Origin of the sequence: Janthinobacterium woesei (assembly GCF_051380875.1) — a bacterium.
Taxonomy (GTDB): Bacteria; Pseudomonadota; Gammaproteobacteria; order Burkholderiales; family Burkholderiaceae_D; genus Janthinobacterium.
The window spans coordinates 22698-39515 of record NZ_JBNYXW010000013.1 but is presented as its reverse complement, the minus strand read 5'-3'; the positions used below and the strand labels follow the sequence as shown (position 1 = coordinate 39515).

Genomic DNA, 16818 nt, shown 5'->3' with positions numbered 1-16818 from the left:
AGCGGCCAAATGAGCGGCCGATAAAGGGACGCGCTGCCTTCACGCCAACTGCTCCGGCATCACCACATGCACGCCCGGCACAGCGGCAATGGCCGCTTCCAGCAAGGCGCTGGCGATGCGCGGCGCGGGATTGATGCGCCAGCGGCGCGGCAGCACGGGGCCCAGCACGCGTAAGACGCGCAGTGCGGCGCCCTCGCCCGCGCGCGCCGTCTCGCGTTCGCCGCCAATCAAGCCCGGGCGCACATGCGTGAGCGAAGCAAAACCCAATGTTTCCAGGTCGCGTTCCAGCTCGCCCTTGACGCGGTTGTAAAAGAAGCGCGACGCGCGGTTCGCCCCGGCAGCGGAATTGAGCGCATAGGTGCGCGTGCCGGCCGCCAGCGCCAGGCGTGCCACGGCCAGCGGATAGTCGTGGTCGACGCGCCGGAACACTTGCCGCGTGCCAGCCACTTTCATGGTCGTGCCCAGGGTACAAATGACGGCATCTGCCTGCCACCAGGGCGCGTCCGGCGGCAGTTGATCAAAATCAACGATGGGCGATTGCAGCTTGGCATGTACTGGCAATGGCCGCCGCACCGACGCCACGACGCCCGTGACACGCGCATCGGCCAGCGCCAGTTGCAGCACGTGGCTGCCGACGAGGCCAGTGGCCCCAATCAGTATCAATTGCATTCACTCTCCCGGCAGGCATTGGACGCCACACGATACAGCATCTGGCGTCCACCTACGCGTACGTGTGCTCAGGCGCCCGCGTGGGTGTGATAGATCTTGCTGACGACGAGCCATTCGCCCTGCACCTTGAGCAAGTTGAAAAGGTCGGTGAAGCGGAAAGCCGAGATATCGTCCGTATCGACGCGCACGATGGCGGCCTGCGCCTGTGGCGATGGCTGGAAGGCGCTGTCAATGACCTCGAACAGGCCTTCGATAGGCCCGCCCGTAAGCCTGCCTTCGCCATCGACGTCGAAAATATTCGCCTGCTCGCTGAAGGCCGGGCGCATGATGCGGCTGTCGGCCTGCGCGCCGCCCGCATTGTATTTATTCAGCACCGCGACGATGGCCTGGTAGTCCTGTTTAATTAGAGGGGATGGGATTCAAAAATGTGGCCGTGGGCCAGTCGGTATAGCCGGCGGCGCCGCCACCGTAATACGCTTCGCGTGGCGCAATGGCCAGCGCGGCGCCATGGCGCAGCCGCGCCACCAGGTCCGGGTTGGCGATGAAGGGACGGCCGAAAGCCACCGCATCGACCTTGCCTGCGGCGCGGCGCGCCAGTGCCAGAGGCAAGTCGTAATGGTTGTTGCCGATGTAAGGGCCATCGAAACGGGCGCGCAGCGCGTCGAGGTCGACACCATCGGGCACATCGCGCGACGTGGCCGTGGCGCCTTCGACAAAGTGCAGATAGGCCAGCCCGTAGCGGTTCAACTGTTCGATCAGGTAGCCGTAGGTGGCCAGCACGTTGCTGTCGACAGGCGTATTGCCCGCGTCGGGCGTCACGGGCGAGAGGCGGATGCCAACCCTGGTCGCGCCCCACACGTTGACTACGGCTTCGGTCACTTCCAGTGTCAGCCGCGCACGGTTCTCTATGCAGCCGCCATACGCATCCGTGCGCCGGTTGGTCGAATCGCGCAGGAACTGGTCGAGCAGATAGCTATTGGCCGAATGCACTTCGACGCCGTCGAAACCGGCACGCAGCGCGGATTCGGCGGCATGCACGTACTGCGCGACGATGCCGGCGATTTCCTGCGTTTCCAGTGCGCGCGGCATGGACACGGGCTGCATGCCGCTCTCGGTATACGTGCTGCCTTCGGCCTGGATGGCTGAAGGGGCCACGGGCGCCGCGCCATCGGGCTGCAGGCTGGCATGCGAAAAACGCCCCACGTGCCATAGCTGGCAAACGATCTTGCCGCCCGCCGCATGCACGGCATCGGTCACCAGTTTCCAGCCAGCCACCTGCGCGTCTGTCCAGATGCCAGGCGTCAGGGCATAACCGCGCCCCTGTGGCGAAATATTCGTCGCCTCGCTGATGATCAGGCCGGCACTGGCGCGCTGGGCGTAATACTGTGCATGCAAGGCATGCGGTACACCATCGTCGCCCATGCGGCTGCGCGTGAGCGGAGCCATGACGATGCGGTTGGCCAATGCCAACGCACCCAACTTGACAGGTGCGAATAAATCGCTGGTGTGATGCTCGGTCATCGTATTCCTTTTCATGGTAGGTGATAGTTGACCGGTCTTTTATAAGCCGACCGGTCGTCTAGTTTCTGATTAAAAAAATGCCTACACCAGCAACCGTTGCGTGGCCAGCATGGCCGTCTCGAACGGCGCGCCGCTCCTGGCTACTTTTGTCAGCAGGGAAGCTCCCAGCCACAGCTGGTAGAGGGACTCGGCCAGCACGCGGGCCGGCATCGTCGCCGCCAGGGAACCGTCGAGGTGCCCCGCCTCCACGCATTGCGTCAGGCGTTCGAGCACGGCGCCCGTACCTTGCTGCAGCACGGCGCCCATGTCCACCGACAGGTCGCACACTTCCGCACCCAGCTTGACCACCAGGCACTTGCCTTCGGGGGTGGCAGACGTCTGCGACTGCGCCCAGTACCGGCAATACGCCAGCAAGCGCTCGCGCGCCCTACCCGGCCCGGCCAGCAAGGCGTCGACCGTTTGCAGATACGTGCTGAAATAGTCAACGAGCAAGGCTTGGCCAAACTCTTCCTTCGACTTGAAGTAATAGTAAAAGGAACCCTTGGGTACGCCGGCGGCCGCCACGAGTTCTGCCAGGCCCACGGCCGTATAGCCTTTCTGGGCCATCAGTGACTTGGCGATGTCGATCAGGTGCTGGCGCATGTCAGCGGAAGATTTTTTGCTCATGCGGCCAGTATAGCAAAAAATCTGACCGGTCGTCTAACTGAGTAAAAAGCGCCCTCATCCCTCTTCTCTTACCCCAGGCGCAGCGCCAATGCCGCCAGCGTTAGCAGCAGCACGGGCACGGCCAGCACGATGCCGACGCGGAAATAATAGCCCCAGGAAATGTGGATGTTCTTGCTGTCGAGCACATGCAGCCACAGCAAGGTGGCCAGGCTGCCGATGGGCGTGATCGTTGGCCCCAGGTCGCTGCCGATGACGTTCGCGTAGATCATCGCCTCGCGCACGGCCCCCTGCGCCGTGGTCGGGTCGATCGCCAGCGCACCCACCAGCACCGTCGGCAGGTTGTTCATGACGGACGACAACAATGCCGTCAGCACGCCCGTGCCCATGGCCGCGCCCCACACGCCGTACTGGGCAAAATGGTTCAGCATGCCCGTCGGTAGCCCGTCAAGCCCGCATTGCGCAAGCCATACACGACCAGGTACATGTCCAGCGAAAAGACGACGATATGCCAGGGCGCATGGCGGATCACGTGCCGCGTGGAAATCACATGGCCCTTGGCGGCCACCGCCAGCAGCAGCGCGGCGCCCACGGCGGCGATCAGGCTGATGGGCACGCCCAGGCTTTCTTGCGAGAAAAATCCCACCAGCAGCAGCGCCAGCACCAGCCAGCCGGCGCGGAAGGTGGCCCGGTCGCAGATGGCGGCGCCGGGGCGCTTGAGTTGCGCCACAGCATAGTCAAGTGGGATATCCTTGCCGAAAAAGAGCAGCAAGGCGCCCAGGGTGGCCAGCACGGCGACGCCATTCACGGGCACCATCACGGCGGCGTACTCGGCAAAGCCAATGTTAAAATAATCGGCCGAGACGATATTGACCAGGTTCGACACCACCAGCGGCAGGCTGGCCGTGTCGGCAATGAAACCGGCCGCCATGACGAAGGCCAGGGTAGCCTCGGCGGAAAACTTCAGCTCGCGCAGCATGGCGATGACGATGGGCGTGAGAATCAGCGCGGCGCCGTCATTGGCGAAAATGGCGGACACCGCCGCACCGAGCAAGACCAGCAGCACGAACAGCTTGCGTCCGCTGCTGCCGCCCCAGCGCGCCACGTGCAGCGCGGCCCACTCGAAGAAGCCGGCCGCGTCCAGCAGCAGGCTGATGATGATCACCGCGATAAAGGTGCCGGTGGCGTTCCAGACGATGTGCCAGACGACGGGAATGTCGGCCCAGTGAATCACGCCAGCGAGCAGCGCCACGCCGGCGCCGATGACGGTGCTCCAGCCGATGCCCAGGCCGCGCGGCTGCCAGATGGCCAGGATCAAGGTGGCCAGGAAGATCAGAAAAGCGATGAGCATGCGGTGAGTGTCCCGTGCGATGCGGCGTCGCCGGCACCATGCGCCGCAGCCTGTGAATGTCAACAATAATTCCATAATACTGGAATTATTGAATGAATGCAAAGCTGCGGCGAATTTCCCTTATTTCAGCGCGATCGCGATATCGACCAGTCCCACCGCGCCATTGCCGATGGCAGACGCAGCCGGCGTGGCCGCGCCGCCGCTCAGCACCGCCGCGCCCGTCGCCAGGTCGATGCGGTACAGGGAACTGGGCCCCGTAGCCGAGGTGCGCAGGGCCGCCAACGCCAGGCCGTTGGCACCGCCCGCGATGTCGAAGCCCACGTCGCCAGCCACAGTGAGGCCCAGCAGGCCTATATTGACAAGCGTGCCGTCGTTGGGCGGATTTTGCAAGGCAAGCGAGGCGCTGGCCGTGTCGATATCGAGCAGCATGGTCGCCGTCGTGCCCGCATAACTATTCGTGTAGGCGGCGGCCGTGACGACAGGCGCCGCGCCCGTGCGGTTGATGGCGCCATCGGTGGTGGTGGCGCCCGTGTCGACATTGATGCGCAGGCTTTGGCCTGTGTTGCCGATCACGCGCAGACGGTCGGCGACGGGGTTGAAATCCACGCCGAAGGCCGTGCCTGCAATGGCCGTGTACGGCGCAGTGGCGTCGGCCGCATCGGCCGCCAGGGTCGCCTTCACAGTAACGGCGCCCGTGGCCGGCTCGATGGTGACGATGCGCCCCGCCGAGGAAATGCCGTACAGCAAGCCATCCTTGGGACGGATATCAAAGCCCAGCAGGCGTTCGCCCGCCGCCAGGCCCGTGACGGCCACGTTGGCGTCAAACGTATTCGGCGTGGCCGTCTTGAAGGTGACGATGCGGCTGTCGTCCGTCAAGCCATAGGCAATGGGCGCCGCTGGTGTTGTCAGGGCGATGCCGCGCAGCTCTTCCGTCACGCCGATGGCCGCTACCAGGGTTGCCGGCGCGGTGGCTGCGGCCAGGTTCAGGGTGTACAGATTGCGCACGCCGGCCACCGTCATGATGGCGTAGCCCGTGTTGCTGCGCGCGTCGATGTCAAAGCCGGCCACGCCAGTCGCCGCCAGGCCCAGCGGCACGGCGCTGGCCAGGGTACCGTTGTTTGGCGGATTTTGCGTGTACAGGGTGGCGTTGGCCGCGTCGATGACGAACAAGGTGGTGCTGGCCGTGCCGGCAAAGCTGTTGCTGTAGGCCGCCGCCGTGATGGCGGTATTGGCCGCGCCGCCATTGATATTGCCATCCGTGGTGGTGGCGCCCGTATCGACATTGATGCGCAGGCTTTGCCCCGTGTTGCTGACGATGCGCAGGCGGTCGGCGACAGGGTTGAAATCGACGCCGAACTCGGTACCGGCCAACGCCGTGTAGGGCGCCGTGGTGTCGGCGGCGTCGGCCGCCAGGCTCGCTTTCAGCGTGGCGGCGCCGGTGCTGCCATTCAATGTGTAGATGCGCCCCGTGCTGCCGACGCCATACAGCTGTCCATCGGCGGGCCGGAAATCGATGCCCAGCAGGTTTTCGCCGGCCTGCAAGCCCGTCACGGTGGCCGTGGTGCGGATGGTGGCCGGCGTGGCGCGGTCAAAAGAAAGCAGCTTGTTGCTGACCGTCAGCACGAAGACATCGCCTGCAGCCACCGCTGGCGGCGGTGGCGTGACGACAACATCGTCGTGGCTGTCGCCGCCCCCGCAGGCGGACAAGGTCATGGCGACGGCGGAAACGAGCAGTAGCCTGGCAAATGGCAAGGATGGCAAGGATGGCAAGGATGGCAAGAGTGACAATGTTGGCATGATCGTGGCCCCTGTAAGAGTGAGTGGACGTGTCGCCCATTCCGCCTCGGCAGGGAGCGCACCCCTGTACTACCCGCCATGCCCGCGTTTGGATGCAGCGGCGCACAAAAAAATTTCTGGCCCTGTTCATAACAGAGAGCGCCGATGGCAACTGTGTCTCCAGCGATGCAACGCTCTTTTGCGATGCCCACTTGAAATAACTAAATCCGCTATCATTTCAATCTGAACTATTCACAAAGAAAGAGATATCCCATGTCCGATTTGCTCGAAACACTGCAATGGCGCTACGCCACCAAGAAAATGGACCCAACGAAAGTGGTGCCGCAAGACAAGGTCGAGCGCATCCTGGAAGCGGTGCGCCTGACGGCCAGCTCCAGCGGGCTGCATCCCTATGAAGTGTTCGTGGTGACGAATCCGGCCCTGCGCGAGCAGATCAAGCCGCACGCGTGGAACCAGTCGCAAGTGACGGACGCCTCGCATTTGCTGGTGTTTGCCGCCTGGGACAACTATACGGTTGAACGCATCAACCATATGTTTGACCTGGTCAACACCGTGCGCGGCTTCAAGAACGAAGGCTGGGAAGCGTACCGCCAGCAAATCCTGGCCACGTATCCACAGCGCGATGCCGAAACCAACTACCAGCACGCGGCGCGCCAGGCGTATATCGGCGTGGGCACGGCCCTGATTGCCGCAGCGCAAGAAAAAGTCGATTCGACGCCGATGGAAGGTTTTGACCCTGCCAAGGTCGATGAAATCCTGAACCTGCGCGAACGTGGCCTGCGTTCCGTCGTCATGTTGCCACTCGGCTATCGCGCCGAGGAAGGCGACTGGCTGGTGGACCTGAAAAAAGTGCGTCCTGCGCGCGAGCAGTTCATCACCGAGCTGGCGTAAGCTCCTCGCATCTTGTACCTTGCAAAAAGCGGATGCTGGCGACAGCATCCGCTTTTTTGCATTCAGGCTGGCAGCGGAAAGCGCACCGTCACGCAGAGGCCCCGCCCCGCTTCGCCATCGGCCAGCGCGATATCGGCCTGGTGATGTTCGGCAATATGGCGCACGATGGACAGGCCCAGGCCGCAGCCCCAGGCGTCGTTGCCGTCAGGACGGAAGAAGCGGTCGAACAGGCGCGCATGGTGCTGCCGCGGCACGCCGGGGCCGTTGTCGGATACGCGCAGCAAGGGCCTGCCGTCTTCCAGCGCCGTCTGCAAGTCCACCCTGCCGCCCTGCTGGGTGTAGCGCAGGGCATTGTCGATCAGATTATTCAGCAAGACCTGCAAGCCATCGGGATCAGCCCTGACCAGCACGGGCGCGGGCGCCCCGGCGCCGACCGGTTCCAGTACGCCCAGGTCGATAGCGCGGCTGTCAGCCAGCGCGCTGTGGTCGGCCACGGCCGCTTCCAGCAACTGTCCCAGATCCACCGTTTGCAGCTGGCTGGCCGTCAGCGCCGTCTCGTGGCGCGCCAAACTGAGCAATTGGCGCACCAGGTGCGTGCTGCGGTCGAGCCGACCGTGCAGCTTGGCCAGCGCGGCGCGGCGTTCGTCCTCGCTGCCGGCCCGCTCAGCTACCTGCAACTGCAGTTTCAGCGCCGTCAGCGGCGAACGCAGCTCGTGCGCGGCATCGGCGACAAAGGTGCGCTGCGCCGCCAGCGCCGTCTCGAATTGCTGCATCAAGCCATTCAGCGCCAGCACCACGGGGCGCAGCTCGGGCGGCATGCTATCGGCCGCCAGCGGCATCAGCGCATCCGGCGAACGGCCCGCCACCGATGCGGCCAGCCGGTGCAGTGGCGCCAGCGCGCGCGCCACCACGGCAACGATCAGCAACGCCAGGATCAGCGCAAACACCAGCAGCGGTGCGCCGGCGCGCATGGTCATTTGCCATGCCAGCTGGTCGCGCACGGCCTGCGCCTGCGCCACCTGCACGTAGCGCCCGCGCCGCGTCTCGCCGTACAGCCGCCATTGCTCGCCGTGCACCATGACATCGGCAAAACCGCTCAGCGCGTAGCGCGGCAGTTGCGGCTGATTTTGCAATACTGGCAATGCCTGGCCATCCTCGTCCCAGGCTTGCAGCACGAACGCTTCTTCCGGGTCCTGCGCCGTGGGCAAGCCCGTCTGCGGCTCAAATTCCTCGGGCAAGGCCACGGCCAGCTGGCGCAGTTGCAAATCAGCAAGTTCGTTGGTTTCTTCCAGCAGCGAGCGAAACAGCGAAATGCCCGCGCCCAGCACGCACAGCAAGGTGGCGGCCAGCAAACCGAGCAGCAACTGGCGGCGGATGCTCATCATGGCGCCGCCCGCATCTTGTAGCCCACGCCGCGCACGGTCTGGATGCACTGCGCGCCGAATTTCTTGCGCAATTGGTACACATACACGTCGACGGTATTACTTTCCACTTCGCTGTCCCAGCCATACAGCTTTTCGCCCAACTGGCGCTTCGATACCACCTTGCCCGGATGGTCGAGCAAGGCGCGCAGCACGGAAAACTCGCGCGGCGGCAGTTTGATCTGCGCGCCTTCGAAGGTGACGTCATGGCTGGCCAGGTCCAGCGTCAGCGCGCCATGCTCGATGACGGAGCGCGAACGGCTGGCACGGCGCCGCAGCAGCGCGCGTATGCGCGCCAGCAACTCGTCGAGGTCGAACGGCTTGACCAGGTAATCGTCGGCGCCGCTGTCGAGCCCTTCCACGCGGGCCCGCGTGCCATCGCGCGCCGTGATGATCAGTACGGGCAAGTCGCCGCCGCGCGCACGCATGGCACGCAGCACCTCCATGCCCTCCTTGCCCGGCAAGCCCAGGTCGAGCAGCATCAGGTCATAGGCGAAGCCGGCCAGCGCCAGCTCGGCGTCCTTGCCGTCGCGCACCCAGTCCGCCGCATAGGCCTCGGCGCGCAGGCCATCGACAATGCTTTCCCCGATCATTGGATCGTCTTCCACCAGCAACACGCGCACGCAGTCCTCTCAAGGTCTTGAAAATACCCACATTTTACCTTGAGCAGGCATCGCCCTGCTTGCGCCCACGGCACGGCAACAGCCGCCACAGTTCCCTCAATGCGTGACATCCATGGGCAGTGCCCGCACAAATCGATACTGAGAGCGCATGATCAATTTCTGCGAGGCACCCTGACAGGGCATGTCGGCGCGCGGCCAGCGACTACTTGACTTCTAAATTGATATTCATTAACTTGATCGTGAAATGTGTGCGGTGACCGTCGTATAGCACTGCCACCCACAGACCCTGCCTGCCGAGGTGCCGCACCTCGGCTTCGATTTCACTGCACGCTTTCATATTGACGGGTCCCAAGGCCATGCCGACACACGATCATTCTCCGACCCATCCGCTGGCCACAGCGCTGGCGCTCTCGCTGGGCGCCGCCGTCGCGCTGGGCCTGTCGCGCTTTTCCTATGGCTTGCTGCTGCCGCCCATGCGTGCCGATCTCGGCTGGTCCTACCTGCTGGCAGGGGCGATGAACACCTTCAATGCGCTGGGCTACTTTCTGGGCGCCCTGGCCACGCCGGCCCTGATGCGCCGCCTGGGCGTGTGGCGCTTGCTGCTCACCGGTTCCGTGCTGGCCAGCATCTTCATGCTGCTGTCGGGCCTGGTCAGCGACACCAGCGCCCTGTTCCTGCAACGCGTGTGCGCGGGCGTGGCCAGCGCCTTCATTTTCATCGCCGGCGGCGTGCTGGCGGCGCGGCTCGGCTCCATGCACAGCCAGCGCGCCGGCTTCTATATCGGCCTGTATTACGGCGGCACGGGATTCGGCATCGCGCTGTCAGCCCTGCTGGTGCCGGCCGCATTGGCCAGCGCCTTGCAACACGGCGCCGCGCATGCGTGGCAATGGCCATGGCTGGCGCTGGGCATCGCCTGCCTGTGCGCCACTGCCATCATGGCCTTGCCGGCCAGGGCCATCGGCGAAGCGCCGCGCGCCCTGGGCACGCTGCAACGCTTCGCCTGGCGCCCTTTCACCCCCAGCCTGGCCGGCTATTTCATGTTCGGCGTCGGCTATATCGGCTACATGACGTTCGTCATCGCCCTGCTCAAGCAGCAAGGCATGGCTGCCCATCGGATCACCGTGTTCTACACCTTGCTGGGCCTGGCGGTGGTGGCATCGTCGCGCATCTGGGCGCGCATGCTGGACCGCTACAAGGGGGGCGAGTCGCTGGCGATCCTGAGCGCCGTGCTGGGCGTGGTGACAATCCTGCCCGCGCTGACCAGTTATGTACCCGTGGTGTTCATTTCCGGCCTCGTCTTCGGCGCCGTGTTCCTGTCGGTGGTGGCATCGACCACGGCCCTGGTGCGGCATAATTTGCCACAAGAATCCTGGACCGCCGGCATCAGCGCCTACACGACGGTGTTTGCGCTGGGCCAGATCGTCGGCCCCATCGTCGTCGGCTGGATCGCCGATGGCCCGTCAGGCCTGGAACGCGGCTTGATCGCCTCGGCCATCGCCTTGTTCATCGGCGCGGCGCTGGCAGCGCGGCAAAAGGCGCTGAGCCCGCCTTAGGTATTGCCTGTTTATGCGCTCCAGCGACAGCGCGCTTGAACAGAGATGATCAGCGGGACCCGTGTCAGCGCCCCGCCCGGCATGCCTGCCGCGTTTGGCACACCGGCTTGCGCCAGTGTGCTTGCTACTCAATGCATCGCTCAATAACTCAAGCCGTGGCCAAACGGATACAGTGTGTCTTTCGCGGCATAGCCTGGCGCGTCGGAATCATTGTTGATGACAGCGTCCAGATTGTTTGCCAGTGCGAATGGCAACTTGCCCTGGGGTTTGAACTTGCCTGTCAGCACATCCATCAACGCCGCATCGCTCACGCCGAATCCTGCCAGAATGCCGCCAGCCTGTTTGAGTCCACTGGCCTCGTCGAGGACGAACGGTTGACGGAAATACACGTTCAGAATCGTTTTCTTCGCCCCCACCGTGTTCATGACGGCCTGAATATCCTTGAGCGAAGGTGAAATTTTCCACGACCGCGCAGCAGCCATCGTGGTGAACGACAGGCTGTTGAGCTCCTCAGGCAAGGCGCCGCCGAACTGCAGATTGAATTCCCCTTCTTTGGGCACATAGTCCTTGGGCAGCACATTCGTCACTTCCACACGAATGACGGCGTAATCGGTATCGGCCGGCACGGCCGGCCGGGTTTGCCCCTTGCTCGCGTCGTAGTCCCCCGTGACGACAGTGTAGCCGTACTGCTTGTCGCCCACCACGCTGGCGTTCATGCCCATCGTGTAGAGCTTGACGGCTTTCGTCGCCGATGGCGCCGCCAGCGGCAGGGTATTGTTCTGGTTCTGCAGCAAAACAATCGATTTGCGCTGAGCAAGCTCGGCCTTGGCGCGGAAGGCGTCGTTGCCGACAATGCCGGCCGCTTTGCTGGCGTCGACGTAAGGATTTTCAAACAGGCCAAGCTTGAACTGCTCGATCAACAATCGGCGCACCGATTCATTGATGCGCGTTTCGGCGATTTTCCCGGCCTTCACCAGATCGGTAATAGTCGCGTTCGTATGGTATCCCGACATCACGTCGGTACCCGCCGTAATGGCAATGGCCATGCGTTCGGGTACCGTCTTGTCTTCGAGGCCCCAGGCACGGTCATTGATGATGCCGGTGTCGGAATTGACATAGCCGGTGAAGCCGAGCTTGCCGCGCAGCAGATCGGTCACGATTTGCTTGGAGAAGGACATGCCGATCTGATCGTACGTGACGCCTTCGTACGTCAGCTTGATCGGCACGCCGTAATACGGCATGATGGCCGCCACGCCTGCGTCGATCGCCGCCTTGAACGGCTTGATGTGGTCGCCGAACCTTCCTGCCGGGTAAACTTGATTCTTGCCGAAGGCGTAATGCGGATCGCCGCCCCCTTCCTGCGGGCCGCCGCCGGGGAAATGCTTCATCGTCATCGCTACATTGCTGCTCGGGCTGAGCGGACCGCCCTGCAGGTTTTTCACCAGCGTGGTCACGATCTGGGCATTCAGGTCGGCGTCTTCCGAAAACGTTTCATGGACACGGTACCAACGCGGTTCGGTCGACAGATCGGCCATGTAGCCATACAAGCCGCGCAAGCCGATGGCCTTGAATTCGGCGCCGGCCGTTTGCGCAAAGTCCTTGATAAGCTCCATATCCCGCGTCGCTGCCAGGCCCGGTTCCTTCGGCCATTCGGAGAACGAGCCGGATGGTTCGTTGATGCCGGCACGCGCGGCGCGATCGTAGTGGTTGCGCGCGTTGGACTTGAACACGAGCGGAATGCCCAGCCGCGTGGCCTCGGCCATTGCCTGCATCGCATTCATGAACTGCGCCGCTTCCGTCGGCGAGACTTGCGCGCCGCCGAAGCCGCCGCCTGCGCCTGCCGCATTGACGGGATTGGCGATGACGGTGCTGCGGAAGATGAAACGCGTCATCTTCTGTGCCTTGACGTAGTCGGTTGCCGTCGGCGAGACGACACCGCCGGCATCCGGATTCAAGGTATCGATCAGCATCATCCCGGCTTTCTCTTCGAGTGTCATTTGCGCCAGCAAATCCTCGACTCGCAAGGCGACGGGCACGCGCCAGTCTTCGTATGGATCCAGCTTGCCATTGCCGTTCAAGTCCCGGAAAGTGGCGCCATCGACCGTCAAGATACCTTTGGAGCGCGCCTCCAGCAGGGGTTGCGGGCCAGCGCCGGAGCCGCCGCCACCGCATGCGGCAAGCATCAGGCTGCCGACGAGTGCGCTCACGCCGAGCGCAATCGGTTTGGCCTCCAAGCGTACGCCGGCCGTGCCCGGCATGGCCATTCTCGTCGTCACGTCCTGGGCATTGCCATCAGCGGCAGTATTTTTTTTGGTACGAAACATCTGCGTCATTTTTTATCTCCATTATTTTTTTAACAACTCAACTCCATCCCGTCCGCGATGTCACGGACAGGTGTCGATGCCAGCCTGGATGCGCCGTCATGGACGGCAGGAAGCAAGCCTCGCGTCCAGGCTCGGCAGTAACGGCAACGCTTAGAACGAATGGCGTATCCCGGCCATCACCACCGCTTGATTGCGGGCGTTGGACGGTGAGCCGTTTTGCGAATCGCCGACCGCCGCAACGGCATTGACCTGGTTGCCAATGCCGGCCGCACCCAGCGTTTTGCCTTTGGCATACTGATATGCTTCCAGCAGGTACAGCGAGGTGCGCTTGGACAGGGAGTAGGTTTGTTCCAGGGCCAGCTGCTGGTACTTGGCCGTATCGCTGATGCCGTTGGCCGCCTTTTCACGCGTGTAGCTGTAGCCGCCGCTGACAAACACGGCCGGTGTCACTTGATAGGTGGCGAGCACACCGCCCGTATTGAAGATCGCCGTATTGGCAAACAGGGAGCCGAGTTTCGGCGCATATTTCACATTCGATCCGTTCAGGCCCAACTCCAGTGCGCCCAGCTTGTAACGCGCGCCGCCGGCAATGTACTGCACCGATTCGGCCGAGAGATAGCCCTTGTTGATGACCGAAGTGGGGAAACTGCCCGCGGCGGTCGGGCTCCAGCCAGCGGCGACATTCGCGCCATTTTTCAATTTCAGGTAGGCCAAGGCGAAGCGGAAGTCATTCACGTCATACTTCAGCGCGGCGCTGAAGGCATTGGCCGTCGAAGTCGAGCCGGCGACCTCGCCAAAACCATATTGCGCGCTTACCTGCGCGCCACTCATCACCGGCGAGGTATAGGTGAGCGAATTGTTGATGCGGATGGTGGTATCGAGTCCGTCGATATCGCCTGGGTGGGCGCCCGTCGCGCCGGTCAAGGCGCTGGTGGGGCCGACCGGGCCGACGAACAGGTAATACGGCGTATATTGACGTCCCGCCGTCAGGCTGCCGTAGTTGCTGCTGCTGAGGCCGACATACGATTGACGATTGAACAAGGTATTTGCCGCGCCCATGCTGCCATCGTCGACATTAAAACCGTTTTCCAGCACGAACAAGGCATTCACGCCGCCGCCCAGATCTTCCGTCCCTTTAAAACCAAGCCGGCTGCCGGCCAGGTTGCCGCTGCGTTCATAGGTGTTCGACTTGCCGCCCTGGTTGCTGGAATAGACGACGGCCACATCCACAATGCCATAGATGCTCACGCTGCTCTGGGCATACGCGTTACACACCGCCCCTGCCGACAGGGTAAGTACGGTGGCCATCATCAAAGTGCTTTTCGTTTTCATTTCTTGTCCCTATTTATAGATTATCGAATGCTGCTTGGAAGGATGCTGCTTGGAAACTACGGCGCTGCTGGCTACGGCGTCCGAGACACTTTTGATGTAGTACGGACGCAAGTGTGCTTCTGAGGGTGGTATGCGCACTCTCATCGTCAAAGGTGCTGAATCGGCACCTGAATAGGATTGCGGAAATCTCCGCGATAACTGGCTGGCTCTGCCAGGCGGGGCGCTTAGGTAGCGGCCTCGGTCAATTGCCTGGCCAGTGCCATCAGAACCTCGGCCAGATGCGGAATGGGTGCAATGGCCCCATATCCGGTTGCCGAGATTGCCGCCGCTACATTGGCGTAACGCACGGCGTCGAGCAAACTGTCGCCGACGGCAAGGCGGGCCACGAGGCTGCCGTCAAAACAGTCACCGGCGCCGGTGGCGTCGACAGCCTGTACAGCGAATCCCGGCACATGTCGCGGCGCAGTATCATGGGCTTGCCAGATCCAGGCGCCTTGCGCACCGCATTTGAGCACGACCTGCTTCGCGCCATGCCGGGCGCACCACGCAAAGACGCCGTCGCGGCTATCGGTACCGGCAAGTATCATGGCTTCATCGAGGCTGGGCAGGAAAACATCGATCTGCGCGATAGTCGCTTCGATGACCGCCCTCGCCCTTGCCAGCGGCCATAGGCGCAAGCGCAGATTCGGGTCATAGCTGATGCATGCGCCGGCAGCGCGCGCCGCTGCAATCGCCGCCTGCACCGCATCGCAGGCAGTCACGCTGATGGCCTGGCTGATGCCCGACACATGCAGGAAACGCGTGCCACGCAGTGCCGCCAGCGGCACATCCTGCACGCCCATGCGACTGGCGGCCGATCCGGCGCGCAAATAGTCGAACTGATGGCCTTCGGCGCCGTGGGTGACGAAATAGACGCCGGTAGGGGCCTCCGCATCGATCTCCACGGCGGAGGCATCGATCCCTTCTGCGCGCCATAAGTCGAGCAGCATGCGGCCGAAACGATCATTGCCGAGCCGGGTGCAGTAGGCAACGCTGGCGCCCTGCCTGGCTGCGGCCACCGCGAAATTGGCAGTGTCGCCGCCAAATCCCTGGCGGTACAGCGCGCTGCTGGTTTCATTGAACTCGATCATTGGCTCGCCCAGGGCGACGATGTCGAAGCGTTTATCCATCCCCATCATTGCATCCTTTCCTGTTGGGAAGTCGCCACGGCAGCCATCGCCGCAGCGACGCCATGCTGGCCGATATTGCGCAGATGCCGCGTCAACGTGGCAACAAAGCGCGGATCGGCAGGCAAGTCATCACCAAACACTTCACGCACCGCCAGCAAGGCGGCGACCTGGTCCATCGGATCCGGCGAGCTGGTGACGGCCACCTGCAACACGCCGGCGAGGGGATCGGCAATCGCATACGCCAGGCCGGCTTCGTCCTTGCCTGCCAGATAGCGGCACCAGGCGGCCACGGCAAAACACAGGCGCTCGCATGGGGCGCCGGCCAGCAAGCGGTCGCGGATCGTCCCCAGCAGGCGTTGCGGCAGCTTTTGCGAACCATCTGTCGCAATTTGCTGCAATTGATGCTTGAGCGCAGGATTGCGGTAGCGCGCCAGCAAGGTGGCGCGATACGCTGCCAGGCCGGGACGCGACAGCGTGGGCTCAATCTCCTCGGCCATCATGGCCGCAATGAACTCAGCCAGCCTGGCATCGGCGATAGCGGCATCGACTGTCGCGTAAGCCATCAAGGCCCCCAGGTAGGCGAGGCTGGAATGGGTGCCGTTGAGCATGCGCAGCTTGGCCTTTTCGTACGGTTCCACCTCCGCGACGATGGCCGCACCGGCATCCTCCCAGCGTGGCCGCGGCCCGGCGAAGCGGTCCTCGATCACCCACTGGCTGAACGGTTCCGTCATCACCGGCCACGCATCCTCGGCGCCAAGGCAAAGGGCGACGCTGGCGCGGTCGGCGTCTGTGGTCTTGGGCACGATGCGGTCCACCATCGCATTCGGAAATGCGCCATACACGTCGATCCAATGCGCCAGTGCCGGATCGACGGCGGTGGCGAACGCCAGTACCAGGCCACGCGTCGTCAAGCCGTTCGACGGCAGGTTGTCGCACGACAGCACGGTAAATGGCGGCAAGCCAGCCTGCAGGCGCAGCGCCAGTGCCCGCACGATGAAACCGATGGCCGAGCGCGGCGTATCCGGCTGCGCCAGGTCATGCGCAATATCGGGATGCGCCAGGTTCAAGGCGCGCGTGGCCGGATCGTGGCAATAACCTTTCTCGGTCACCGTCAGGCTGACCACGTGGCAGCGCGGATCGGCCATGACGGCCAGCACCGCCTGGGGATTCTCCGGCGCCACCAGCGAGGCGATCAAGGCGCCAACGACGTGCAGTCGTTCGCCCTCGGCATCGCGCACCACCACTGTATACAAGTTATCCTGGGGCGCCAGCGCATCGCGGGTATCGGCCTGGCGCAGCGAGACGCCGACGATGCCCCAGCGCAAGTCGCCAGCGGCAATAGCGTGATCGGTGTACATCGCCGCATGGGCGCGATGGAAAGCCCCCAGCCCCAGATGCACGATACCGGGCGAGAGCAGATGGCGTGCGTAGTGCGGCAAGATCGGGGCCTGGCTCGCCCGAGGCGCGCCTAGCGATGCCAGAACCGTATTTGACAGTCTCATGG

General features: G+C 63.4%; 13 protein-coding genes and 1 pseudogene. 2 read left to right on the top strand and 12 right to left on the bottom strand.

Features of this window, described 5'->3' with window-relative positions; translation table 11 throughout:
• Positions 1 to 39 precede the first annotated feature (39 nt).
• From ACQ4W6_RS16355 to ACQ4W6_RS16330, 6 genes and pseudogenes are all read right to left on the bottom strand, one after another.
• Complete coding sequence (locus tag ACQ4W6_RS16355; protein ID WP_436568220.1) at positions 40 to 669, bottom strand: Rossmann-fold NAD(P)-binding domain-containing protein; 630 nt, start codon at positions 667 to 669, stop codon at positions 40 to 42.
• A 68-nt stretch (positions 670 to 737) separates the two neighbouring features.
• Positions 738 to 1073: a nuclear transport factor 2 family protein gene (locus ACQ4W6_RS16350; RefSeq protein ID WP_436568336.1), complete on the bottom strand. Its 336-nt coding sequence runs from the start codon at positions 1071 to 1073 to the stop codon at positions 738 to 740.
• Positions 1069 to 2190: an alkene reductase gene (locus ACQ4W6_RS16345; protein ID WP_436568219.1), complete on the bottom strand. Its 1122-nt coding sequence runs from the start codon at positions 2188 to 2190 to the stop codon at positions 1069 to 1071. The genes ACQ4W6_RS16350 and ACQ4W6_RS16345 overlap by 5 nt, the downstream gene beginning before the upstream one ends.
• 81 nt (positions 2191 to 2271) lie before the next feature.
• Positions 2272 to 2856, bottom strand: coding sequence for a TetR/AcrR family transcriptional regulator (locus ACQ4W6_RS16340; RefSeq protein ID WP_436568218.1), 585 nt, complete (start codon positions 2854 to 2856; stop codon positions 2272 to 2274).
• Between the two features lie 68 nt (positions 2857 to 2924).
• A pseudogene (locus ACQ4W6_RS16335) lies at positions 2925 to 4204 on the bottom strand (arsenic transporter).
• Positions 4205 to 4324: 120 nt separating this feature from the next.
• Positions 4325 to 6001 (bottom strand): DUF4394 domain-containing protein, encoded by a 1677-nt coding sequence (locus ACQ4W6_RS16330; protein ID WP_436568217.1) that lies wholly within the window; start codon positions 5999 to 6001, stop codon positions 4325 to 4327.
• A 252-nt stretch (positions 6002 to 6253) separates the two neighbouring features.
• Here ACQ4W6_RS16330 and ACQ4W6_RS16325 point away from each other — a divergent pair, with 252 nt between their 5' ends.
• A complete protein-coding gene (locus tag ACQ4W6_RS16325; protein ID WP_436568216.1) occupies positions 6254 to 6892 on the top strand; it encodes an NAD(P)H-dependent oxidoreductase in 639 nt (212 codons plus the stop codon).
• Positions 6893 to 6954: 62 nt separating this feature from the next.
• Here the strand turns inward: ACQ4W6_RS16325 and ACQ4W6_RS16320 are convergent, their stop codons facing one another.
• Both ACQ4W6_RS16320 and ACQ4W6_RS16315 read right to left on the bottom strand, forming a co-directional pair.
• Positions 6955 to 8277, bottom strand: a complete 1323-nt coding sequence (locus ACQ4W6_RS16320) for an ATP-binding protein (protein ID WP_436568215.1) — start codon at positions 8275 to 8277, stop codon at positions 6955 to 6957.
• Complete coding sequence (locus tag ACQ4W6_RS16315) at positions 8274 to 8936, bottom strand: response regulator transcription factor (RefSeq protein WP_436568214.1); 663 nt, start codon at positions 8934 to 8936, stop codon at positions 8274 to 8276. The genes ACQ4W6_RS16320 and ACQ4W6_RS16315 overlap by 4 nt, the downstream gene beginning before the upstream one ends.
• A gap of 356 nt (positions 8937 to 9292) precedes the next feature.
• Here ACQ4W6_RS16315 and ACQ4W6_RS16310 point away from each other — a divergent pair, with 356 nt between their 5' ends.
• Positions 9293 to 10489 (top strand): YbfB/YjiJ family MFS transporter, encoded by a 1197-nt coding sequence (locus ACQ4W6_RS16310; RefSeq protein WP_436568213.1) that lies wholly within the window; start codon positions 9293 to 9295, stop codon positions 10487 to 10489.
• A 140-nt stretch (positions 10490 to 10629) separates the two neighbouring features.
• Here the strand turns inward: ACQ4W6_RS16310 and ACQ4W6_RS16305 are convergent, their stop codons facing one another.
• The 4 genes from ACQ4W6_RS16305 to ACQ4W6_RS16290 all read right to left on the bottom strand — a co-directional run bounded on the left by ACQ4W6_RS16305 (position 10630) and on the right by ACQ4W6_RS16290 (position 16816).
• Complete coding sequence (locus tag ACQ4W6_RS16305; protein ID WP_436568212.1) at positions 10630 to 12822, bottom strand: glycoside hydrolase family 3 protein; 2193 nt, start codon at positions 12820 to 12822, stop codon at positions 10630 to 10632.
• 141 nt (positions 12823 to 12963) lie between these two features.
• Entirely contained in the window at positions 12964 to 14145 is a 1182-nt protein-coding gene (locus tag ACQ4W6_RS16300; RefSeq protein ID WP_436568211.1) for a porin, read from the bottom strand.
• A 224-nt stretch (positions 14146 to 14369) separates the two neighbouring features.
• Entirely contained in the window at positions 14370 to 15314 is a 945-nt protein-coding gene (locus ACQ4W6_RS16295) for a sugar kinase (RefSeq protein ID WP_436568335.1), read from the bottom strand.
• Positions 15315 to 15319: 5 nt separating this feature from the next.
• Complete coding sequence (locus ACQ4W6_RS16290) at positions 15320 to 16816, bottom strand: mannitol dehydrogenase family protein (protein WP_436568210.1); 1497 nt, start codon at positions 16814 to 16816, stop codon at positions 15320 to 15322.
• Positions 16817 to 16818 lie beyond the last annotated feature (2 nt).